13 protein-coding genes and 13 tRNA genes are annotated in these 20,426 nt (G+C 45.3%); 18 read left to right on the top strand and 8 right to left on the bottom strand.

The features are described from left to right. A complete protein-coding gene (locus OCV44_RS13235; RefSeq protein WP_009847917.1) occupies positions 1-765 on the bottom strand; it encodes a succinate dehydrogenase/fumarate reductase iron-sulfur subunit in 765 nt (254 codons plus the stop codon). Next, the gene (gene frdA / locus OCV44_RS13230) at positions 765-2,588 is read right to left on the bottom strand and encodes a fumarate reductase (quinol) flavoprotein subunit (protein WP_012603097.1); all 1,824 of its coding nucleotides are present in this window, start codon (positions 2,586-2,588) and stop codon (positions 765-767) included. Before frdA ends, OCV44_RS13235 begins: the two co-directional genes overlap by 1 nt. Positions 2,589-3,089: 501 nt before the next feature. On the opposite strand from frdA, the gene epmA reads away from it, so the two are divergent. Further along, the gene (gene epmA, locus OCV44_RS13225) at positions 3,090-4,061 is read left to right on the top strand and encodes an elongation factor P--(R)-beta-lysine ligase (RefSeq protein WP_012603098.1); all 972 of its coding nucleotides are present in this window, start codon (positions 3,090-3,092) and stop codon (positions 4,059-4,061) included. 121 nt (positions 4,062-4,182) lie between these two features. Here the strand turns inward: epmA and OCV44_RS13220 are convergent, their stop codons facing one another. From OCV44_RS13220 to rsgA, 5 genes are all read right to left on the bottom strand, one after another. Then, a complete protein-coding gene (locus OCV44_RS13220) occupies positions 4,183-5,070 on the bottom strand; it encodes a DMT family transporter (protein ID WP_139685721.1) in 888 nt (295 codons plus the stop codon). A 161-nt stretch (positions 5,071-5,231) separates the two neighbouring features. Continuing rightward, on the bottom strand, positions 5,232-7,112 hold the full coding sequence (locus OCV44_RS13215) for a methyl-accepting chemotaxis protein (RefSeq protein WP_139685720.1): 1,881 nt from the start codon (positions 7,110-7,112) through the stop codon (positions 5,232-5,234). A 291-nt stretch (positions 7,113-7,403) separates the two neighbouring features. Then, positions 7,404-8,819, bottom strand: coding sequence for an SLC13 family permease (locus OCV44_RS13210; protein ID WP_139685719.1), 1,416 nt, complete (start codon positions 8,817-8,819; stop codon positions 7,404-7,406). 321 nt (positions 8,820-9,140) lie between these two features. Beyond that, positions 9,141-10,052, bottom strand: coding sequence for an archaetidylserine decarboxylase (asd, locus tag OCV44_RS13205; protein ID WP_065113243.1), 912 nt, complete (start codon positions 10,050-10,052; stop codon positions 9,141-9,143). A gap of 125 nt (positions 10,053-10,177) precedes the next feature. Further along, positions 10,178-11,233 (bottom strand): small ribosomal subunit biogenesis GTPase RsgA, encoded by a 1,056-nt coding sequence (rsgA, locus tag OCV44_RS13200; protein WP_135383110.1) that lies wholly within the window; start codon positions 11,231-11,233, stop codon positions 10,178-10,180. Positions 11,234-11,383: 150 nt separating this feature from the next. Here rsgA and orn point away from each other — a divergent pair, with 150 nt between their 5' ends. From orn to OCV44_RS13130, 14 genes are all read left to right on the top strand, one after another. Next, entirely contained in the window at positions 11,384-11,929 is a 546-nt protein-coding gene (gene orn, locus OCV44_RS13195) for an oligoribonuclease (protein ID WP_012603103.1), read from the top strand. Between the two features lie 179 nt (positions 11,930-12,108). Beyond that, positions 12,109-12,184 (top strand) — tRNA-Gly (locus tag OCV44_RS13190). A 61-nt stretch (positions 12,185-12,245) separates the two neighbouring features. After that, positions 12,246-12,322: transfer RNA gene (locus OCV44_RS13185), tRNA-Met, on the top strand. Between the two features lie 58 nt (positions 12,323-12,380). Beyond that, positions 12,381-12,456: transfer RNA gene (locus OCV44_RS13180), tRNA-Gly, on the top strand. 85 nt (positions 12,457-12,541) lie between these two features. Then, positions 12,542-12,618 (top strand) — tRNA-Met (locus tag OCV44_RS13175). 56 nt (positions 12,619-12,674) lie between these two features. Then, a tRNA-Gly gene (locus tag OCV44_RS13170) sits at positions 12,675-12,750 on the top strand. A 36-nt stretch (positions 12,751-12,786) separates the two neighbouring features. Further along, positions 12,787-12,863: transfer RNA gene (locus tag OCV44_RS13165), tRNA-Met, on the top strand. A 56-nt stretch (positions 12,864-12,919) separates the two neighbouring features. Continuing rightward, positions 12,920-12,995: transfer RNA gene (locus OCV44_RS13160), tRNA-Gly, on the top strand. Between the two features lie 36 nt (positions 12,996-13,031). Beyond that, positions 13,032-13,108: transfer RNA gene (locus OCV44_RS13155), tRNA-Met, on the top strand. 58 nt (positions 13,109-13,166) lie between these two features. Beyond that, positions 13,167-13,242, top strand: a tRNA-Gly gene (locus OCV44_RS13150). Between the two features lie 36 nt (positions 13,243-13,278). Beyond that, positions 13,279-13,355 (top strand) — tRNA-Met (locus tag OCV44_RS13145). A 59-nt stretch (positions 13,356-13,414) separates the two neighbouring features. Next, positions 13,415-13,490, top strand: a tRNA-Gly gene (locus tag OCV44_RS13140). 51 nt (positions 13,491-13,541) lie between these two features. Next, positions 13,542-13,618, top strand: a tRNA-Met gene (locus OCV44_RS13135). A gap of 56 nt (positions 13,619-13,674) precedes the next feature. Next, positions 13,675-13,750, top strand: a tRNA-Gly gene (locus tag OCV44_RS13130). A gap of 632 nt (positions 13,751-14,382) precedes the next feature. Here OCV44_RS13130 and queG read toward each other — a convergent pair. Next, positions 14,383-15,561, bottom strand: a complete 1,179-nt coding sequence (queG, locus tag OCV44_RS13125) for a tRNA epoxyqueuosine(34) reductase QueG (protein ID WP_139685851.1) — start codon at positions 15,559-15,561, stop codon at positions 14,383-14,385. Between the two features lie 247 nt (positions 15,562-15,808). Here queG and tsaE point away from each other — a divergent pair, with 247 nt between their 5' ends. The 3 genes from tsaE (at position 15,809) to mutL (ending at position 20,279) form a co-directional block, all read left to right on the top strand. Continuing rightward, on the top strand, positions 15,809-16,273 hold the full coding sequence (gene tsaE / locus OCV44_RS13120) for a tRNA (adenosine(37)-N6)-threonylcarbamoyltransferase complex ATPase subunit type 1 TsaE (RefSeq protein ID WP_004735870.1): 465 nt from the start codon (positions 15,809-15,811) through the stop codon (positions 16,271-16,273). Beyond that, complete coding sequence (locus OCV44_RS13115; protein ID WP_139685852.1) at positions 16,267-17,982, top strand: N-acetylmuramoyl-L-alanine amidase; 1,716 nt, start codon at positions 16,267-16,269, stop codon at positions 17,980-17,982. Before tsaE ends, OCV44_RS13115 begins: the two co-directional genes overlap by 7 nt. 89 nt (positions 17,983-18,071) lie before the next feature. Continuing rightward, positions 18,072-20,279: a DNA mismatch repair endonuclease MutL gene (gene mutL, locus OCV44_RS13110; RefSeq protein ID WP_139685853.1), complete on the top strand. Its 2,208-nt coding sequence runs from the start codon at positions 18,072-18,074 to the stop codon at positions 20,277-20,279. Positions 20,280-20,426 lie beyond the last annotated feature (147 nt).

The following is a 20,426-nucleotide window of genomic DNA, read 5'->3' as shown; positions in this document are numbered from 1 at the left end:
TTATGCCTCCTCTGCTGTTTTTACTTGCGAACCGTCTGGTTTGAACATCGAGATAACGAAGTCCATTGAAGACTCAACTTTGCCTTGGTTTACTGCCGCTGCTGGGTCTACTTTCTTCGGACATACGTCAGAACAGTAACCTACAAACGTACAGCCCCAAGCGCCGTTGTCGCCATTGATAAGCTTCATACGTTCAGCTTTACCATTGTCACGGCTATCTAGGTTGTAGCGGTGAGCAAGAGCAAGTGCCGCAGGGCCAATGAACTCAGGGTTTAGACCAAACTGAGGACACGCTGCGTAACACAAACCACAGTTGATGCAGCCAGCGAACTGTTTGTACTTCGCCATTTGCTCTGGAGTTTGGATGTTAGTGCCGTCTTCTGGCTTGCGGTCGTTACCAATGATGTAAGGCTTGATTGCTTCAAGGCGCTCGATGAACGGCGTCATGTCGACAATCAAATCTTTCTCGATTGGGAAGTTAGCCAAAGGCTCAATCTTGAAGCCATTCGGGTAGTCACGTAAGAAGCTTTTACATGCCAGTTTTGGCACGCCATCAACCATGATGCCGCAAGAACCACAAATCGCCATACGACAAGACCAACGGTAAGACAGGTCTTTATCTAGGTTATCTTTGATGTAACCAATCGCATCAAGTACTGACATGGTTTCATCAAACGGAACTTCAAAGGTTTGAAAGTGAGGCTCTGCATCGTGCTCAGGGTCATAACGCAGGATTTCAATTTTTTGGATTCGATTCGCTGACATTATGCTTGCTCCTCTTCGCTCTTCTTCGCATTCTCTTCTGCCGCTTTTTCAGCTGCAGCGGCTTTCTCGGCTGCTTCACCGTATAGACGAGCTTTAGGTTGAGATTTAGTAATCTTAACGCCGCTGTAGTCGATAGTTGGTGCTGCATCTTCGTTGTAGAAAGATAGAGAATGTTTCAGGAAGTTCACGTCATCACGTTCTGTGCAGTTGTCATCTAGACGTTGGTGTGCACCGCGAGACTCTTTACGAAGGATCGCTGAGTGAACCATCGCTTCGGCAACTTCAAGGCCGTAACCCACTTCGATAGCGTAAAGTAGGTCAGTGTTGAACACTTTGCCTTTGTCTTTAATGCTGATCTTCTTGTAGCGAGCTTTCAGTTCAGTGATTTTGTCGATGGTTTCTTGCATCAAGTCTTCTTGACGGTAGATACCACAACCCGCTTCCATGGTGTGACCCATTTCAGTACGGATGTCAGCCCAGTTCTCATCGCCTTCTTGAGCTAAGATGCCTGCGATGCGATCTTCAACCGCTTTAACTTGCTTAGCGATAGACTCTTCGTTCCAGCCTTTGAATTCAGCTGCACGTTTCACGGCTTGTTCACCCGCTACGCGGCCGAATACTACGAATTCAGCAAGAGAGTTAGAACCTAGGCGGTTTGCGCCGTGTAGGCCAACTGAAGCACATTCACCAACAGCGAATAGGCCTTTGATGCGAGTTTCACAGGTACCGTTAGTTTCAATACCACCCATGGTGTAGTGAACGGTCGGGCGAATTGGGATTGGCTCTTTTGCTGGATCAACGTTTACGTACGCTTTTGCAAGCTCACAGATGAACGGAAGACGCTCTTGCAGGTACTCTTCACCAAGGTGGCGAAGGTCAAGGTGTACGACATCACCAAGCGGGTGCTTGATGGTGTTGCCTTTCTGCTGCTCGTGCCAGAATGCTTGAGAAACTTTGTCACGAGGACCCAGTTCCATGTATTTGTTTTTCGGCTCGCCCACTGGAGTTTCAGGGCCCATGCCGTAATCTTGCAGGTAACGGTAGCCGTTCTTGTTGACGATGATACCGCCTTCACCACGACAACCTTCGGTCATCAAGATGCCAGTGCCTGGTAGGCCTGTCGGGTGGTATTGAACGAACTCCATATCACGCAGTGGTACACCGTGGCGATAAGCCATTGCCATACCGTCGCCAGTTACGATGCCGCCGTTGGTATTACAGTGGTAAACACGACCTGCGCCACCAGTTGCTAGAACAACAGATTTTGCTTTGATGGTAACAAGCTCACCTTCAGACATGTGAATCGCGATTAGGCCTTGTACTTCGCCATCTTCAACGATCAAATCCACCACAAAGTACTCATCAAATCGTTTGATTGTGTCGTACTTCATCGAAGTCTGGAACAGAGTATGAAGCATGTGGAAGCCGGTTTTATCCGCTGCGAACCACGTTCTCTCTACCTTCATACCGCCGAATCGGCGTACGTTTACTTCACCGTTTTCTTTACGACTCCATGGGCAGCCCCATTGTTCCATTTGGATCATTTCGCGAGTCGAGTTTTCAACAAAGTATTCAACAACATCCTGTTCACATAGCCAGTCGCCACCGCCAACAGTATCGTTGAAGTGGTTATCTAGGCTATCTTCGTCTTTAATTACTGCTGCTGAACCGCCTTCTGCTGCTACCGTATGCGAACGCATTGGGTAAACTTTAGAAATCAGTGCTACTTCCAATTCAGGATTAGCTTCAGCTGCTGCTATTGCTGTACGAAGACCAGCGCCGCCTGCGCCGATGACTGCGATATCTGTGGTAATTGTCTTCACAGTTATTCTCCAGTGTGATGCGGAGTATTCCGCTTGTTATTATAAAAAGCTTATTGGTAGTACTTACTAATTGGCAGTACTTACTTATTGAGAGCACTTACTAATCGATAGTAAGTAAACGGCATCAACCGTTTATCACCCCTAAGCCTTAAGTGGTAGGTTCAGTGTAAGAGAGGAAGGTATTCGAAAAGTTGATGCATTTGGGTTTTTAGGTCGGTAGTGCATATGGAGGCATAGAATTTATAGGTTATGTGACTGCAATCACGGCAATCAATTGTTGATAACGATTAGCCCACAGGGCTCGTGTTAACGGCTTGTTGAGTATGATTTTTGTTATCAATGTGGATGTAAAATCTGTATTGATAATTGTATTGTAGAACGTAATTTTCTGGCTTCATTAAAACAACATTTCGCTTTCAAGAATAGAAAGATAGAAGCTTACAAAAGCGATGAAAGGTGGTAATTTTCGTCGTCTAGAATTCAGTAATATGGAACTCAATAATGCACTCTACATGGCAACCGGCCGCAACCATTAAGCAGTTAAAGCAACGTGCTGATATCCTTAATCAAATTCGTCAGTTCTTTGTTGAGCGAAACGTGATGGAAGTAGATACGCCTGCGATGAGCCACGCCACGGTGACGGATGTGCATTTACATACCTTTAAAACTGAATTCGTAGGGCCAGGTTATGCGCACGGCCAGCCACTATTCTTTATGACTAGCCCAGAGTTTCATATGAAACGCTTGTTGGCTGCCGGAAGCGGTTGTATTTACCAAATTTGTAAATCTTTTCGCAATGAAGAAAATGGCCGTTATCACAACCCTGAGTTTACTATGTTGGAGTGGTATCGCGTTGGTTTTGATCATCATGATCTGATGGATGAGATGGATCTGCTGTTACAGCAGGTACTTAAATCAGGCACAGCAGAGCGAATGACTTACCAACAAGCCTTTATTGATGTGTTAGGTGTTTGTCCGCTGGAAGATTCGATGGATACGCTAAAGCAAGCAGCTGCGAAACTAGGGCTCAGCGACATAGCTGACCCCGAGCAAGATCGCGATACGTTATTGCAGCTTCTTTTCAGTATTGGGGTCGAGGCGAAAATAGGTCAGCAGGTGCCTGCGTTTGTGTATGACTTCCCAGCATCGCAAGCAGCGTTAGCTAAGATCAATCCCAATGATTCACGAGTCGCCGATCGCTTTGAGGTGTATTTCAAAGGAATTGAGTTAGCAAACGGCTTCCACGAGTTAGATAAACCGCAAGAACAACTTAAGCGCTTTGAAGATGATAATACCAAACGTATTGAGATGGGCTTATCACCTCAACCGATTGATCATCACTTGATTGAGGCATTAAAAGCGGGCTTACCAGATTGTGCGGGTGTTGCTTTGGGTATCGACCGTCTGATCATGCTGGCGCTGGGCTACGACCATATCGATGATGTGACGGCTTTCCCGTTCCCGCGCTCTTAGCTTTTGTTGTTATTGAGAGTTAATGGTCATTAGCTATTAACCATTAACTCTCAGCTTCTAACTCGCTTCACTAGTTGACCAGAATTCCGGTGCAATTAGCTGACCAAGATACCGGTACCCACTATTTGACCAGAATACCAGTGCCAACCACAGCAACAATGGCACCTATCCAAGCGTAGGCATTTGGTCTCTGCTTGGTGTATAGCCAGAGTATCGGTAACAACATGATGGGTGTGGTTGAAGATAACAGAGCGACCATACCGACATTGCCTTCCTGCAACGCATACAAAATCAACGTCATTCCTACTGCCATCGCTAGAAAACCATTAACCGCGGTAATCGCGAATATCTGCTTATTCATTGGGTTAAGTGCGCGTGAAAGTTTGGCGCCTGTTAAACGAAATGCGGAGTGAGCAAAAAAAGCGGTGATCATTCGAATGGCAGAAGCGGCAACAGGGTCGATACTGGTTTGCATCACGGGTTTGGCAATGATGCCGCCCAATGCTTGGCAGATCGCTGCGGTGATTCCCAGTGCAACACCAATCCACACGGTGCCCTTGATGGTTTCAAGCTGGTTGTTGGCTTGTCCTCGACGACCAAAGAATATCGCAGTTAATACACCACTAAACACCAAAACCGAGCCAATCAGCTCAATAGAGGTCATACTTTCACTAAACAGGAAGTAACCAAGAATCGCCGAGAACACGGCGTGACAAGAGAACAGCAAACCCGCTTGGCGCGGTCCCATTCGGTTCAAACAGGCAAATAGGGCGGTATCACCAATGAAGATGCCTATTAGACCAGACAGCATCATGGGTGTGACTAGATTGGCTTCGACAGTTGACCAACCTCCGGTAAACCAAGCCATACTCGATAAAATGATCGCGGTACAACCCATTCTCCAACGGCTATAGGCGAAAGAACCTAAGTGTTGAGCAGGCTTTACTGACATTAGGCTCGCAATGGCCCAAAGAAAAGCGGCAGCTAGAGCTAACCATTCGAATCCCATCTGAATAACATCCTTGTGTCTGGGATAAATTAGCTCATCAATATGCATCAAACCGAACTGAGAACAAAGTGATTCTTATGAAAGAACCACTTTGTTTCAGTTATTAGTTTATGTCAGCTGTCGCTTGTTGGTGTGGTTCAACTTACTTTGCTTGAGGCGCGCTATACCTTAAAGCGCTCCACGTCTTGGCGCATAGACTCAGCCGCGCTGCTCATTTCATTTGAGCTATTACGACTACTTTCAGCTTGCTGGGCAAGATCGTCGGAGGCATCTTTGATCCCTTGCGTATTACGGCTGATGTCCTCGCTGACCGCGCGTTGCTCTTCTGCAGCACTCGCTATTTGTAGCGCCATGTCGTTGATTTCAGTGATTGCCTGAGTGATCTTAGTCAGGCTGCCATGAGCTTGTTCTGCGAAGCCAACACTGTTCTCTGCCAGTTGAGTGCTGGTGGTCATGCTTTGAACGGCATGTTCGGTATTTTTCTGCAGCGTATCAATCATCACGCGGATTTCTTCGGTCGAGCCATGAGTTCTCTGACTTAACACGCGCACTTCATCGGCGACAACCGCAAACCCACGACCTTGTTCACCCGCTCGAGCGGCTTCAATCGCAGCATTCAATGCCAACAGGTTGGTCTGTTCTGCGATGCCTTGAATGGTGGATAGGATCTGGTTGATGCTTTGAGCATTACTCTCTAATTCACGAATAACATTGGCTGCATCTTCAACTTGAGTTGCGAGGCCAGTAATCGCATCGCGGTTTTGTTGGATAACCTCTTGGCCTTCGTTACAAGCGGTAGCGGATGCCTGAGAAGCGGAGGCGGTTAATTCGGCATGGCTGGCCACTTCAGCCGCGGTGGCGGACATTTCATGAATCGCAGTCGCAATTTGGTTGATGTCGTTTTGTTGATTCTCGACTCGAATCGAAGATTGCGTAGCCAGTTGATTAGCTTTTTCCGCATGGTTGTTTAAGTCGTGACTGTGCTCGATTACACCCTTAAGCATGCTTTGCATTTGGCTCAAGAACTGATTCACGAGCTCGGCCAGTTTGCCAATTTCATCCATGCGCTTGATATCAATACGCTGAGTCAGATCGCCTCTGCCTTGAGCAAGCTGAGTTAGCGCTTCAGACAATGTTTGCAGTGGGTGCAACAGGCGGTTTATCACCATTGTGCTCGCAATCGAAATGACGATGTATAAAACCAAAGAGGTTAGCGTGATGAATTGAATGGCATCAGATACCGCAGAAAACGCCATTTCTTTATCGATAACAATACCCAATGACCAATCGGTATTCGGAACGTTAGCAATGTAGACCATTTTATCGCCTTGACCGGGCCAAGCTAGCGTAGTGATCGTTTGGTCTTTGAGTAGTTGCGACACTTTGTCTGTTGTTAGTTCTGGATTCAAACTGGTCAATGGTTTTTGACTCAGCTCTTCATCACTGTAAGCGACGATGTTGTTATTGCCGTCAACTAAAAATGCAAAGCCATCGTTATCAAGTTTTACATTAAGCACAGTATCAATAATGCTGGTTACGGTTAAGTCTGCTGCGATAACACCCTGTCTTTCACCATTAAATGCTTTAGCGAAACTGATAACAATACTGCCGTCAAAATCTTGATAAGGTTCGGTAATGATGAGTTCGGATGTCGCGTTTGCATCTTTATACCAAGGGCGGGTGCGTGGGTCGTAATCTGCTGGCCAATCCTCACCTTTGTCGCCAAAAGCGATAGTACCGTCGCTGAATCCTGCATAAACAGACAAGAATTGCCCTGCTTGTTTGGTGATCAATAACTCACGATCAGAGTTGCTATTACTTGAAATAGTCGGCTCATTAGCAAGCATCATATCACTGCGAATCGAGAGCCAATCGGCAATGTAATTCGTCGTGCCAACACTTACATTTTTCATATCTTGGTTGAGCGCGACTTCTGTTTCTTGAGTAAGCTGATTAACAGATATCCAAGCTTGAGCGCCACTTACGACGGCGATAATAACCGCGATAGCGATCTGAATTTTGAACTTAATAGTATGTCTCAAGGTTTATCCCTCCTTCTTGGATAAAAGGCTAATGACAGTGACGCGTTGGATGGCGAACGGATGTGTCTCTGCTAGGTGTCTAGTGTCGTTATATTTAAGGTTCGAAACGTGTTGAAAGTCATAATTTAAATATATATATAATTATTTTTAATAAACAGTGAAGTTGAATCACAATTGGTTGCTGCTAAGGTGTTAATTGTTATCAGTATTTATCGTGTTGGTTAAAACCTGGTAGCCCGCCAGCTAGCGAAATCACGATTACTAGCTGGACGGAGGGGAGGAATTGAAGTGCTAGGTGATAATAAACAGCGCGAGGTAGACCATGAGTAAGCCGACAATCCCTAAGATGATACCCATCTTCGCCATATCTTTGCTTTCGATAAGCCCAGTTGAGTAAGCCAACGAGTTTGGTGGTGTCGATACTGGAAGAATCATACCGAGTGATGCCGAGAAGGCGACCACAACCAGCAAGCCTTGTAGGCCACCAATTGCGACTAAGCTTTCCATCGATGCACCGATCGCAGCGGCAATAGGCATTAGTAAGTTGGCAGTCGCGGTGTTCGACATGAAGTTCGCCATTAACCAACACACGATAGACAGCGTTAGTACCACTGCAGTCGGCGAGAGCGATTCATAATCAATCGCGTGTGCGAGTGCAGCGGCTAAGCCTGTTTTATCCAAGCCAATCCCAATCGCAATACCACCCGCAACCAGCCACAACACATCCCAGTTAATCAGCTTGAGTTCTTCTTTGCCCATGATGCCAGTGAGAGTAAAAACAGCCAGTGGAATGATAGAGACCACATAAGTGTTCATGCCATGCAGTTTGGTGGTCATCCACAATAAGATTGTCGCAGCGAAAGTGATGTAAACCACCATCGCTCGCCAGCTCTTTTTAAATTGTCCATCAAGCTTGAGGACCATATTTCTTTCTTTAGAAGGGAAGAGTTTTTGTAGGAGAAACCAAGCGATGGTGAGTTGGATGATCACAAAGGGTAAGCCCATCATCATCCAGCTAAGGAAGTCGATACTGTTCTCGCCAGTTAGGTATTGCAGAGCGATCGCATTGGGTGGTGTACCTATGGGTGTCGCGATACCACCGGTGTTGGCAGCAATTGGAATACACAATACGAGCGCCTTAATCCCCATATCGCCTTTTGGTGCAGACGCCACGATTGGCCCTAGCAGCGCAAGCATCATCACAGTTGTTGCGGTATTTGACATGAACATTGAGAACACCGCGGTGATAAGCATTAAACCCAGCATAATAAAGCGCGGTTCTGTGCCAAATGGTTTGAGCAGCACGCGAGCTAAATTGTTGTCGAGTTCGTATTTGGATGCGGATATCGCAAGAGCAAAGCCACCCATGAAAAGGATGATGATTGGTGACGAAAATGCACCGAAGATGTCGGTATATTTGATTAATTCACCGAGATCGTGTCCTGCTGGTGGGTTTCTAAATAGATGTAAACCCTTGTCGGAAATCATCACCAGTTCAAGCGCAATGATCAGAATTGACGTGGCGAATACCGGAACGGGTTCAAGCACCCACAGTAGAGCTGCTAGTAAGAATATCGCCAACAAGCGGTGTTGAATCAGCGTGAGGTCATTGATAGGTATGGAATCTATTGGCATGAATAACACGCCTAAGGGAATCGCAAAACAAATCAACAGCTTGACCAGAACGCCAATATTGAGTTTAGGCATGTACAAAGACCCCATGAATAAAATATCTTCAAATAGAGTAAGTTATCTGGATTTTTGGTACTTGGAGACGGGTTGTAAAATCGAAAAGTTGTTTAAGGTTTCGACAGTTGTTTTGCTTTTGGTCAATATTTTATCTGGGCAATTAGAGGCAAGAGTGAGAAGCAGCAGGTGGCTGGGCAGGGGCTGAGGATTGAGGTTTGAAAGCTTGGGTTGTTAGAGCTTGAGTAGGAAACGAATTGGTAGAGTTAAGAAAAAGGCGCGTTCTTCTCTGATATAGAAAAAGTAACGCGCCTTTAAAACTAAATGAGTTAACTCAGATCGTTAAGCTTGGTCAGTGTTCTCTGCTGAATCAACAGCTTCAGTCTCAACGTCTTTACCCGCAATGTGCGCGAAAGGAGTGCCTAGAACGGTTTTCTCACCATTTTGCATAGTGTCGTCAAACTTGATTGCATCTTTAGCGAACAGGTTGATAACCGTTGAACCAAGCTTGAAGCGACCCATCTCTTCGCCTTTCTTCAAGATAATAGATTTATCACCTTGTGCTGGGTAATCCCACTTGTAAACCGAGTTACCGCGAGGTGGCGTGATGGTGCCAGCCCATACTTGCTCGATGCTACCTACGATAGTTGCACCAACCAGCACTTGTGCCATTGGGCCAAATTCAGTATCAAAGATACAAACCACACGCTCGTTACGTGCGAATAGGTTTGGAACGTTCTCTGCCGTTAACGGGTTTACTGAGAAAAGATCACCGGGAACGTAGATCATCTGACGCAGTGTGCCGTCGCATGGCATGTGCACACGGTGATAATCACTTGGCGACAAGTAAAGCGTTGCGAATTCACCGTCTTTAAACTCATCGGCTAGTGCTGCATCACCACCAAGCAGCTCACGTGCTGAGTAGTTATGGTTTTTAGCTTGAATCAGTTGACCATCAGTAATTGGGCCAAACTGACTTACACGTGCATCAGCAGGGTGAACAATAACAGAGTCACCTTCTGCGATAGGGCGCATGCCTTCTTTCAATTCACGTACGAAGAATTCATTGAATGTCTTAAAGTGTTTTGGATCGCTATGCAGCGCTTCATCCATGTTCACTTTGTATTGCTTGATGAACCAGTTAATGATCGCTGTCGTTAAACCACCCGCTTTAGCAGACGCCAGTTTACCAACTAAACGAGTCAGGCCATGTTGTGGGATCCAGTACTGTAATCCAACTTTAATCTTATCCATTGTATTAATTTTCCAATGCTAATTGTTTTTCAATTAAATCTGTCGATGACGGTTTAGGGCGCGAGATGTTACTTAAGTTCGCGCCAATTGTCAGTAAATGCACACATTTGTTCACAAAAACGCGATTAGAGATCGGCTTTCTTGCTTCGTGAGTACTGACGGTTATCTTTGTTGTCAGCCATGGTTTCAATAATGCGGTGGTAGCTAGCAAAGCGTAAGCGGCTAATTTTTCCGTCTTCAACGGCTTCACGCAGAAGACATCCTGGGTCGTCATTGTGTTTACAATCGCGGAACTTACAGCCACCTAGGTATGGCTTGAATTCAATGAAAGCATCTGTGACTTCATCGGGTTCTAAATGCCATAGGCCGAATTCACGTACCCCAGGGGAATCGATAAGATCACCACCAGAAGGGAAGTGATACAAACGCGCTGCTGTGGTGGTGTGTTGACCCAGTCCTGAGTTTTCAGAAACTGCACCTTCTTCAATGTCCAATGTTGGCATCAGTGCATTCACTACGCTGGATTTACCTACGCCAGATTGACCAACGAAAATGTTGATACGACCTTTCAGTTCAGCTTCCAACTCTTTGATGCCGTAACCCGACTCTTTACTCACGAACATGACTTTATAGCCGATTTTCTCGTATATCTTCAGTGTTTCGCGGTATTCGCTAATTTGTTGTTCTGTCAGCAAGTCGACTTTATTGAGTACAACTAAAGGGGCGATATTCACCGTTTCAGAGGCGATCAAGTAGCGGTCGATGATATTAAGTGATAGCTCTGGTAGTACAGCTGAAACGATAACCATTTGGTCTACGTTTGCGGCAACCGGTTTTAGGCCGTCATAGTAGTCAGGGCGAGTTAGCATCGATGTTCTAGGCTCAACGGCTTCGACAACACCTGAGATGCCAGCCATTGACTCAAGCCCTGCGCGCCAAGTTACTCGGTCACCAGAAACTAAAGTCTCAATACTACGGCGTAAGTTACAACGGTGAACTTCGTTGGTTTCAAGATCTTCGATATCGGCATGTTGACCAAAGCGCGTAATCACGAGTCCGCTTTTTGTTCCGCCAAGCATGTTCTCGTCCCATTGGATAGAATCTTCTTTCTTGAGTCGCTTGTTCTGGTTGCTACGTACGCGACGTACCTGACCTTTGGTTAACTTCTTTTTTTTAGCCACAATTTTTCACTTAACACATCTAACTTGATGATTGGGAACTCAAACAGGATGTTGCTACTGCCATATGATTTCGATGGCTCTAAAGCTAGTTTGAGTATAGTTATTTGGGTATAGTACCTCTTTTATACATAAACAAATAGGCGATGCCTTATGTCCTTTAGCGATCAGAACCTTATTTGGGTTGATCTCGAGATGACAGGACTTGATCCTGAAACTCATAAAATCATTGAAATTGCGACTATCGTTACTGATAGTGAGCTTAATATCCTGGCTGAAGGACCTGTTTTGGCTATTCACCAACCTCAGAGTGAATTGGACAAGATGGACGAGTGGTGCACAACGACTCACACCGGTAGTGGCCTAGTGAAACGAATTCAAGACAGTACCGTTTCAGAGCAAGATGCCATTCAACAAACGATTGAGTTTCTGGAAAAATGGGTACCAAAAGGTAAGTCACCCATTTGTGGCAACAGCATTGGCCAAGATCGCCGCTTTTTATACAAGCACATGCCAGAGCTGGAAGAGTACTTCCATTACCGCTATGTTGATGTTAGCACCCTGAAAGAGCTGACTCGCCGTTGGAAACCTGAAGTGTTAGATGGTTTTTCTAAGTCGGGAAGCCACCTTGCATTAGACGATATTCGAGAGTCGATTGCTGAGCTGCAGTACTATCGAAAAACGATTATTAACATCTAATCAGATCAAATGTTCACGTTTATCTAACTTTTCAGGGACATAAGAGTTATTTTTTTTGCAAATCTGTGTGCTTTTACAGCAGTTGAGTAAAAACTTGCTGATTTTTGCATTAAGGACTTGCATCACAAAAAAATGCTCTTATAATTCGCAGCCCTGAACGGCGAAAGACGTTTCAGTTTGCGATACTAGCTCAGTTGGTAGAGCGCAACCTTGCCAAGGTTGAGGTCATCGGTTCGAACCCGATGTATCGCTCCAATTTCTTTCTTAGGATTGATGTTGGAAATATAGAGTCATTAACTCAAACAATGCATCCGGACGCGGGATGGAGCAGTTTGGTAGCTCGTCGGGCTCATAACCCGAAGGTCGTCGGTTCAAATCCGGCTCCCGCAACCACATTACAGTTGAACGTTGATTTGATGCTTTTAGCAGAAAAGATAAACGGTTAGCTTATGCGATACTAGCTCAGTTGGTAGAGCGCAACCTTGCCAAGGTTGAGGTCATCGGTTCGAACCCGATGTATCGCTCCAAATTCTATTCTTAGAAGCTGTCTCTTTGAGAAAGTGCTCAGAATGAAAATGGTTTAGTCTCATTGTCTTAAACAATGCATCCGGACGCGGGATGGAGCAGTTTGGTAGCTCGTCGGGCTCATAACCCGAAGGTCGTCGGTTCAAATCCGGCTCCCGCAACCACATTACAGTTAGGCGCCATTTATTGTCAAAGGCAGTAAGAGCAGCGATTAACTAATGCGATACTAGCTCAGTTGGTAGAGCGCAACCTTGCCAAGGTTGAGGTCATCGGTTCGAACCCGATGTATCGCTCCAATTTAAAGCCTCATTGTCTTAAACAATGCATCCGGACGCGGGATGGAGCAGTTTGGTAGCTCGTCGGGCTCATAACCCGAAGGTCGTCGGTTCAAATCCGGCTCCCGCAACCACATTACAGTTAGGCGCCATTTATTGCCAAAGGCAGTAAGAGCAGCGATTAACTAATGCGATACTAGCTCAGTTGGTAGAGCGCAACCTTGCCAAGGTTGAGGTCATCGGTTCGAACCCGATGTATCGCTCCAATTTAAAGCCTCATTGTCTTAAACAATGCATCCGGACGCGGGATGGAGCAGTTTGGTAGCTCGTCGGGCTCATAACCCGAAGGTCGTCGGTTCAAATCCGGCTCCCGCAACCACATTACAGTTGAACGTTGGTTTGATGCTTCTTAGCAGACAGATGAACGGTTAGCTTATGCGATACTAGCTCAGTTGGTAGAGCGCAACCTTGCCAAGGTTGAGGTCATCGGTTCGAACCCGATGTATCGCTCCAATTTAAAGCCTCATTGTCTTAAACAATGCATCCGGACGCGGGATGGAGCAGTTTGGTAGCTCGTCGGGCTCATAACCCGAAGGTCGTCGGTTCAAATCCGGCTCCCGCAACCACATTACAGTTGAACGTTGGTTTGATGCTTTTGAGCAAAAAAGATGAACGGTTAGCTTATGCGATACTAGCTCAGTTGGTAGAGCGCAACCTTGCCAAGGTTGAGGTCATCGGTTCGAACCCGATGTATCGCTCCAAATTCTCTCTTTTTAGAGAACAGAGTCATTAACTCAAATAATGCATCCGGACGCGGGATGGAGCAGTTTGGTAGCTCGTCGGGCTCATAACCCGAAGGTCGTCGGTTCAAATCCGGCTCCCGCAACCACATTACAGTTAAGCGCCATTTATTACCCAAGGTAGTAAGAGCAGCGATTAACTAATGCGATACTAGCTCAGTTGGTAGAGCGCAACCTTGCCAAGGTTGAGGTCATCGGTTCGAACCCGATGTATCGCTCCAGCTTTCTTCTAAAAAGCTATTAAGACTCTTTAAACCACCGTGTTTTTCTTTAGATCACAGAGTTTAAAGACGACCTTAAGGGTCACGCTCTTTCTTTAATGCTGCGAAGCATAATCCCCCCAAAAAGCAAATAATCCTCCATCATGGTGGATATTTTTTTGTCTTAAATATTTCTTAGCAACTGGAATGCTAGTAAACATCAGGTCTCTGAAGCAGATACTTGAGGTTTTTCATATCTATAAACAGACTTATCCACAAAATACTAGGTGTGGATAACTTGGTTGATAAAGTTATTTCAGTCTTAATTCTTTACATATCCCTAAAAGATCTTTCTTGTTTTCAATATATTAGCTGAATTGCGGCGATCGTAACTTGTTGTTTTTTATCAAGTTGAATGGTTATCCTGAATTTAATAAAAGATCGTTAACTTGTTGTTTTTTGATCTTAATCATTTATCGGTACTGTGTTTAACTTTGCGAGGGTGTCGGAAGTTTACGAGAGTTCTGAATTTTTTCCACATTGTTAGAATTGAGAACAAGGTCAAACATTGTTCGAGAATTATGTGCAACGAGTTGTGTTGTATTGTGGGCAGTTGGTGTGGATTGACCTGCCAATCGTTGATGCCCCATGGGCTAGGCGTCTCTTGGTAGCCCTTTCTCAACGATGCGTATCAGCCTGTGCTTTTTGGTGAGGATTTTGCTGCTATTTTTTTGCACACAGTTATTTTTCTGCGTAGCGCTATCTTCTTGCACACTGCTAAAGTTAGGTAACTGTTGTAGTTGTTTATTTAAAGCCCACTCAATATGCACATCCAGCATTTCATTTTTGCCTCGATGAGATTCCAGTGTTTCAACAATGCGTTGTTGAAATGGCGCATTGCCCATAGCAACAAATATATTGCGTAACCATTGGGTGTGTCCTATACGTCTTATCGCTGAGCCTTCCATCTTCTTTAGGAAGGTAGCTTCATCCCAACTTGAAAGTGAAACTAGGTCTGCCTCTCGGAAGTCTTCTCTGCGGTGGAAGTCTGTTTGCTCAGTGATTTCGGCATGGCGGTTCCACGGGCAAACTAACTGACAGTCATCGCAGCCGTAAATACGATTACCAATTGCGTCTCTAAACTCTTCCGGGATCACACCATCATATTCAATGGTTAAGTACGAGATACATTTTCGGGCATCTACTACGCCATCAGCAATAATGGCGCCAGTTGGGCAAGAGGTGATACATGCGGTGCATTTTCCGCACTCATCGACACTGGGTTCATCTGTTGGAAGAGGAATGTTAACTAACAATTCTCCTAGGAAGAACCAAGAGCCTGCATCTTTATCAAGAATTAACGAGTGTTTACCTGTCCAGCCTAGCCCTGCTTTTTGAGCGAGTGGCCGTTCCAAAATCGGCGCTGAATCGACGAAAGGGCGTGAATCTAAACCTTCGACTTCCTTTTCAATTCTTTGTCCCAGCTTTTTCAATTGGTTACGGAACAATTTGTGATAGTCGCGGCCTAAAGAATAACGGCTGATGTAGCCTTGAGTGGTATCGCTTAGGTTAGAGGCGAACTGAGCTTCTGGTGGTAGGTAATTCATTCGGGCGCTGATCACTCGAATGGTGCCTGGGTGAAGTTCATTGGGACGAGCACGCATCATCCCATGTCGAGCCATCCAATCCATTTCGCCGTGGTTGCCAGCATCTAGCCATGCTTGAAGAGGGGCTTCATGTTCACTTAAATCAACATCGCAGATGCCAACTTTTTGAAAGCCTAGTTCTTTTCCCCAGATTTTAATTTTTTCAGCAAGATGGTCTAGATTCATGGCTTCATTCTTAATTCTTATTTTCTCTGTTTTACAATTAGAGATAAGGCTAATTAAAATTAGGTTCGGCAAAAATGGGGGCGGATCTTAACGGATCTTAGTGGTATTGACCAGAACAGACGTGTTTTGATCAGTATTTTTCATAGAACTTACACTTGAGTGCTTGTCTCCCAAAAGCATCACGGTTTACTATTCTTGTTCTTTTGATTTTTATATAGTCAACGATCGATTTTTAGAGAACGTATTCATGAGCACTAAACAATTTACTTTGAAAGATGAACAAGCAACGATTCAATTAGGAACGGAGCTTTCTAATCTTTGCTCACAGCAGACAACTATTTATCTGCATGGTGATCTTGGCGCAGGTAAAACGACCTTCAGTCGTGGTTTTGTAAAAGCACTTGGCCATCAAGGAAATGTAAAGAGCCCAACGTATACTCTAGTTGAACCTTATCAACTTGCCGATTGGCAGGTGTACCATTTTGATCTTTATCGCCTAGCTGATCCTGAAGAGTTAGAGTTTATGGGGATTCGTGACTACTTCACGCCAGATGCTATCTGTTTGGTTGAATGGCCAGAGAAAGGCTATGGAATGCTACCAGAAGCAGATTTGGACATTGATATCCGTTACCAAGACGATCACCGCATTGTTTCTTTAACCGCTAACAGTGAATACGGACAGCGCTTACTTAGTCAGTTGGAGTTATGTTGATTTCTAGACGCCTTATTTCAGCAGTAGCCATGATGGCTGCTGTTTTTTCTATACTGTTTTCTTCACTTGTTTCTGCAAACTCACTAAAGAGTTTAAGGGTTTGGCCTTCTCCAGAAGAAACTCGTGTGGTTATCGATTTAAAATCAGAAGCGGATTTCAGCTATTTCACCCTGAGTAGCCCGAGTCGCTTGGTTGTTGATTTAAAAAAGACCAACCTTGCAACTAAGTTACCGGTCGTGGTGAAAGACAGCCCCGTTCTATCTAAGATTCGTAAAAGCTCACCGCCAGACAAAAACACCTATCGCTTGGTTTTTGAGTTAAAGAAGTCGTCTAAAGCAGAGTTGTTTAAACTCAGTCCGACTCCTGGTGGTCAGTACGGACATCGCTTGGTGATCGACTTGCCTCATGGTGCGGCAAGTAAAGGCAAAGCAACATCAACGCCGAGTAAGCCAACAGTGAGTAAGAACCTCAATCAAGTTAAGCGTCAGCGTGATGTTCTGATTGTGATTGACCCAGGCCACGGTGGTGAAGATCCTGGTTCCATTGGCCCATCTCGTAAATATGAGAAGAATGCGACTCTTAGTATTTCGAAAAAGATCGCTGCGCAGTTAAATGCAGTTCCAGGAATCAAAACGCGTTTAACACGTAATGCTGATTACTTTGTAAACCTGAACAGACGTGTTGCAATTGCTCGTGAGAACGAAGCACACCTCTTGATCTCTATTCACGCCGATGCCTTTACGACGCCTCAACCAAGAGGTGGTTCGGTGTTCGTGTTGAATACTCGACGGGCAAATACTGAGATTTCCCGTTGGATTGAGAACAAAGAGAAACAGTCAGAGTTGCTGGGCGGCAGCGGTGCTGCGTTTACTGGCAATATTGCAGATAAAAACGTCAACCAAACCCTGCTTGATTTGCAGTTTAGCCACTCTCAAAAAGAGGGTTATAAACTGGCAACGACCATTCTCTCTGAAATGGGTAAGGTCGCAAAACTGCATAACAGTAAGCCGATTAACACCAGCTTGGCAGTGTTACGTTCACCACAAATTCCATCGGTACTTGTAGAAACAGGCTTTATTTCGAATCCGACCGAAGAGAAGCTTCTTTTCCAACGTTCGCATCAAGACAAACTTGCGCGAGCTGTGACCAAAGCGGTCGTTAAATATTTGAAAGCGAATCCACCTGAAGGGATTATTATTTCTAACGCGGGGGCATCTTCTAACTCTATCAGTCAGCACAAAGTACAGCGTGGTGAATCATTGTCTGTGATTGCGAAGAAGTACGGCACGTCTACACAAGCATTAGTGAAGTTGAATGGTTTGAAGTCGACGAGCTTAGCGGTAGGGCAAACTTTAAAAATCCCAAGCTCGGGTTCACAAGCGGCGACCACAACAAGCCGTAAAACGGTGACACACACGGTTAAGTCTGGAGAGTACTTAGGCAAAATCGCTAGCCGTTACAAAGTGTCGGTAGCAAGCATTAAACGTGAGAACCGCTTGAAATCAGAAACCGTGAGAGTAGGCCAAAAGTTACGTATTACGGTTGAAGTAAAAGATATACCTCTACGTAAACATAAAGTTGCAAGAGGCGATTATCTTGGCAAGATTGCTTCGAAATATGGCGTGAGCGTCAACAGTATTCGTCAAGCAAACAAACTACGTTCCGATGAGTTGGCCATTGGCCAAGTGCTGATTATTCCGCACAAATAGTTGGCTAGTGTTGAAGTAATGTTTAGAACATAGAAGTAATCTCAAACGCGAGAAGTGCTTCTATAAATGGCAGTAAGGTAGCTATACATATGACGATCAAAATACTGCCAGCTCGGTTAGCTAACCAAATCGCAGCGGGCGAAGTGGTAGAAAGACCTGCTTCTGTTGTGAAAGAGTTGGTTGAGAACAGTTTGGATTCTGGTGCGACACGTATCGATATCGATATCGAGAAAGGTGGCGCTAAGATGATCCGCGTTCGTGACAACGGCAAGGGCATTATTAAAGATGAGCTTGCCTTGGCATTAAGCCGTCATGCTACCTCTAAAATTCATACTCTTGATGACCTTGAAGCGATCGTCAGCCTAGGTTTCCGAGGTGAAGCATTGGCGAGTATTAGCTCTGTTGCGCGCCTGACTATGACTTCACGCCCAACGACTCAGGATCAAGCTTGGGCTGCACATAGTGAAGGTCGTGATATGCAGGTGAAACTGCAGCCAGCAGCGCATCCCATTGGCACCTCGGTTGAGGTATTGGATCTGTTCTTCAATACTCCGGCACGACGTAAATTCTTACGCACCGAGAAAACTGAATTCACGCATATCGATGAGCTGCTTAAACGCATTGCATTGAGCCGTTTTGATGTGACGATTAACCTTCGTCATAACGGTAAAATGATTCGTCAGTACCGCGCTGCAAAAACACAAGTTCAAGCCGAAAAGCGCATCGCAGCAGTATGTGGCAATCCTTTTGTTCGCCATATGCTTAAGATCGAACTTGAGCATCAAGGCTTAAAACTTCATGGCTGGATCACCACGCCTGAAGGAGCAAGACAACAAAGCGATCTGCAATACTGTTATGTGAATGGTCGTATGATGCGTGACAAGCTGATCAATCATGCGATTCGTCAAAGCTACGAAACTAGCTTGCGCCCCGACCAATTCGCGACGTATGTGTTGTTCATTGAGCTAGACCCACATCAGGTGGACGTTAATGTTCATCCTGCAAAACATGAAGTGCGTTTTCATCAAGCCCGCCTTGTACACGACTTTATCTATCAAGCGTTGAGTGATGGCTTAGCCCAAAGCAAACAAATTGATGCAGCACCGATCAAGCAGTCTGCGTTTCATCAGTCAGAAGTGATGCATCATCAGCAAGATAGCTCGAATTCGGGTATCGGAGAGATTGCCAGTTTCTCAGAGCCTGAAAGCATAATGCCGAGCAGTTCAGAACAACCTCAAGTATCTGATAGTGAAAGATATGCTATTGAGCAAACGCCAGCCTACCCAAGAAAAGCCGAATCTGAGCAGGTTTATGATAACCCTCAGCACAGCGTTAATGATGGTGGGCAGCGTTATAGCTCATCAGCTAACCGAGGTTCATCGTCTAGCAGAGGCTCGTCGGATCGCGAAACCAGTTTTACAGGCTCGCCTCGCCAAGAGTGGATAGAGTCTCGACCTGAACCTAAAAAAGAAAAAGAGCCGCACCAACATCATGGTGAGCCTGCTCCATCTAAGCGAGAAGTGAAGGCCTATAAAGAGCTTCTGAAAACGCCAGATTTTGATGATCAAGTTATAGATCCATCATCTCCTCAAGAGCATGTGGCATCAGTAGAAACCAGAGACAACTTAGAAAATATAGACAACATAGCAAATAAAGAAGCTAAGCCAGCTCAACAGAATCTAGTCCATTTAAAGCCAAGAGCACCTGTGACGGACTTAGGCAAAGCAGTCTCGGTAGTGGAACGCCAATATTTGGTAATGGGAAACAAAAACGGCAGCGTATTGGTGTCTCTAGCCAAAGCGGAATTGCTACGTGTGATTGGCCAACTTGATACTCGAGAAGGGGCGTTAAAAAGCCAGCCGCTGTTGGTGCCTTTATCAATCAAATTAGGTGCTGATTTAGTCGGTGTCGCTAAGGCGCTAAGTCCAATGCTGTCTGTGCTTGGTATCGAGCTTAAAGCTAGGAATAACGAAGCGATAATGGTGATGGGAGTGCCTTCTCCTTTGAGGCAGCAAAACTTACAAATTTTGATCCCAGATCTGTTATCGTACGCGGCTTCAATAAACGCTCAGGCCTCGGAAACTCAAGGCCATAGCTTTTCTAGCGATACGTTACCATTACTGGTTAACTGGATCGGGATTCAGACAGCACAAGTAAAAAACGACTACACTTTATCTGAAGCGGTTCAACTAGTTGGGGAACTTGAGCAACTTTGGCATGGTCTACTTCCATTAGATGATCCCGAATTTGTTAATCCTATCGACTTTTCTGCAACCATCGCTGCTTTTATGGCTTAGTTTGCAGGTGAATTTTCACAGCTGAGTTTTAGATAAATTAAGCTTATTTACGGCTTCGGCTGTTTACGATTTAACTGTTGCGATGAGGCTTTTCTTAGTAGACAAGTGTATCGCGACATGAAGCCTTTTAATTAAGTGCTCTAACAG

The organism is Vibrio tasmaniensis (assembly GCF_024347635.1).
In the GTDB taxonomy this organism is placed as follows: domain Bacteria; phylum Pseudomonadota; class Gammaproteobacteria; order Enterobacterales; family Vibrionaceae; genus Vibrio; species Vibrio tasmaniensis.
This window is presented reverse-complemented; position numbering and strand designations above follow the sequence as displayed.

What these genes read in the sequence shown, in the direction of transcription:
- tsaE (WP_004735870.1), top strand. Translation starts at nt 15,809, where the DNA reads ATGAGCACTAAACAATTTACTTTGAAAGATGAACAAGCAACGATTCAA.
- OCV44_RS13210 (WP_139685719.1), bottom strand. Translation starts at nt 8,819, where the DNA reads ATGCCTAAACTCAATATTGGCGTTCTGGTCAAGCTGTTGATTTGTTTT.
- mutL (WP_139685853.1), top strand. Translation starts at nt 18,072, where the DNA reads ATGACGATCAAAATACTGCCAGCTCGGTTAGCTAACCAAATCGCAGCG.
- OCV44_RS13235 (WP_009847917.1), bottom strand. Translation starts at nt 765, where the DNA reads ATGTCAGCGAATCGAATCCAAAAAATTGAAATCCTGCGTTATGACCCT.
- queG (WP_139685851.1), bottom strand. Translation starts at nt 15,561, where the DNA reads ATGAATCTAGACCATCTTGCTGAAAAAATTAAAATCTGGGGAAAAGAA.
- OCV44_RS13115 (WP_139685852.1), top strand. Translation starts at nt 16,267, where the DNA reads ATGTTGATTTCTAGACGCCTTATTTCAGCAGTAGCCATGATGGCTGCT.
- orn (WP_012603103.1), top strand. Translation starts at nt 11,384, where the DNA reads ATGTCCTTTAGCGATCAGAACCTTATTTGGGTTGATCTCGAGATGACA.
- epmA (WP_012603098.1), top strand. Translation starts at nt 3,090, where the DNA reads ATGCACTCTACATGGCAACCGGCCGCAACCATTAAGCAGTTAAAGCAA.
- OCV44_RS13220 (WP_139685721.1), bottom strand. Translation starts at nt 5,070, where the DNA reads ATGGGATTCGAATGGTTAGCTCTAGCTGCCGCTTTTCTTTGGGCCATT.
- asd (WP_065113243.1), bottom strand. Translation starts at nt 10,052, where the DNA reads ATGGATAAGATTAAAGTTGGATTACAGTACTGGATCCCACAACATGGC.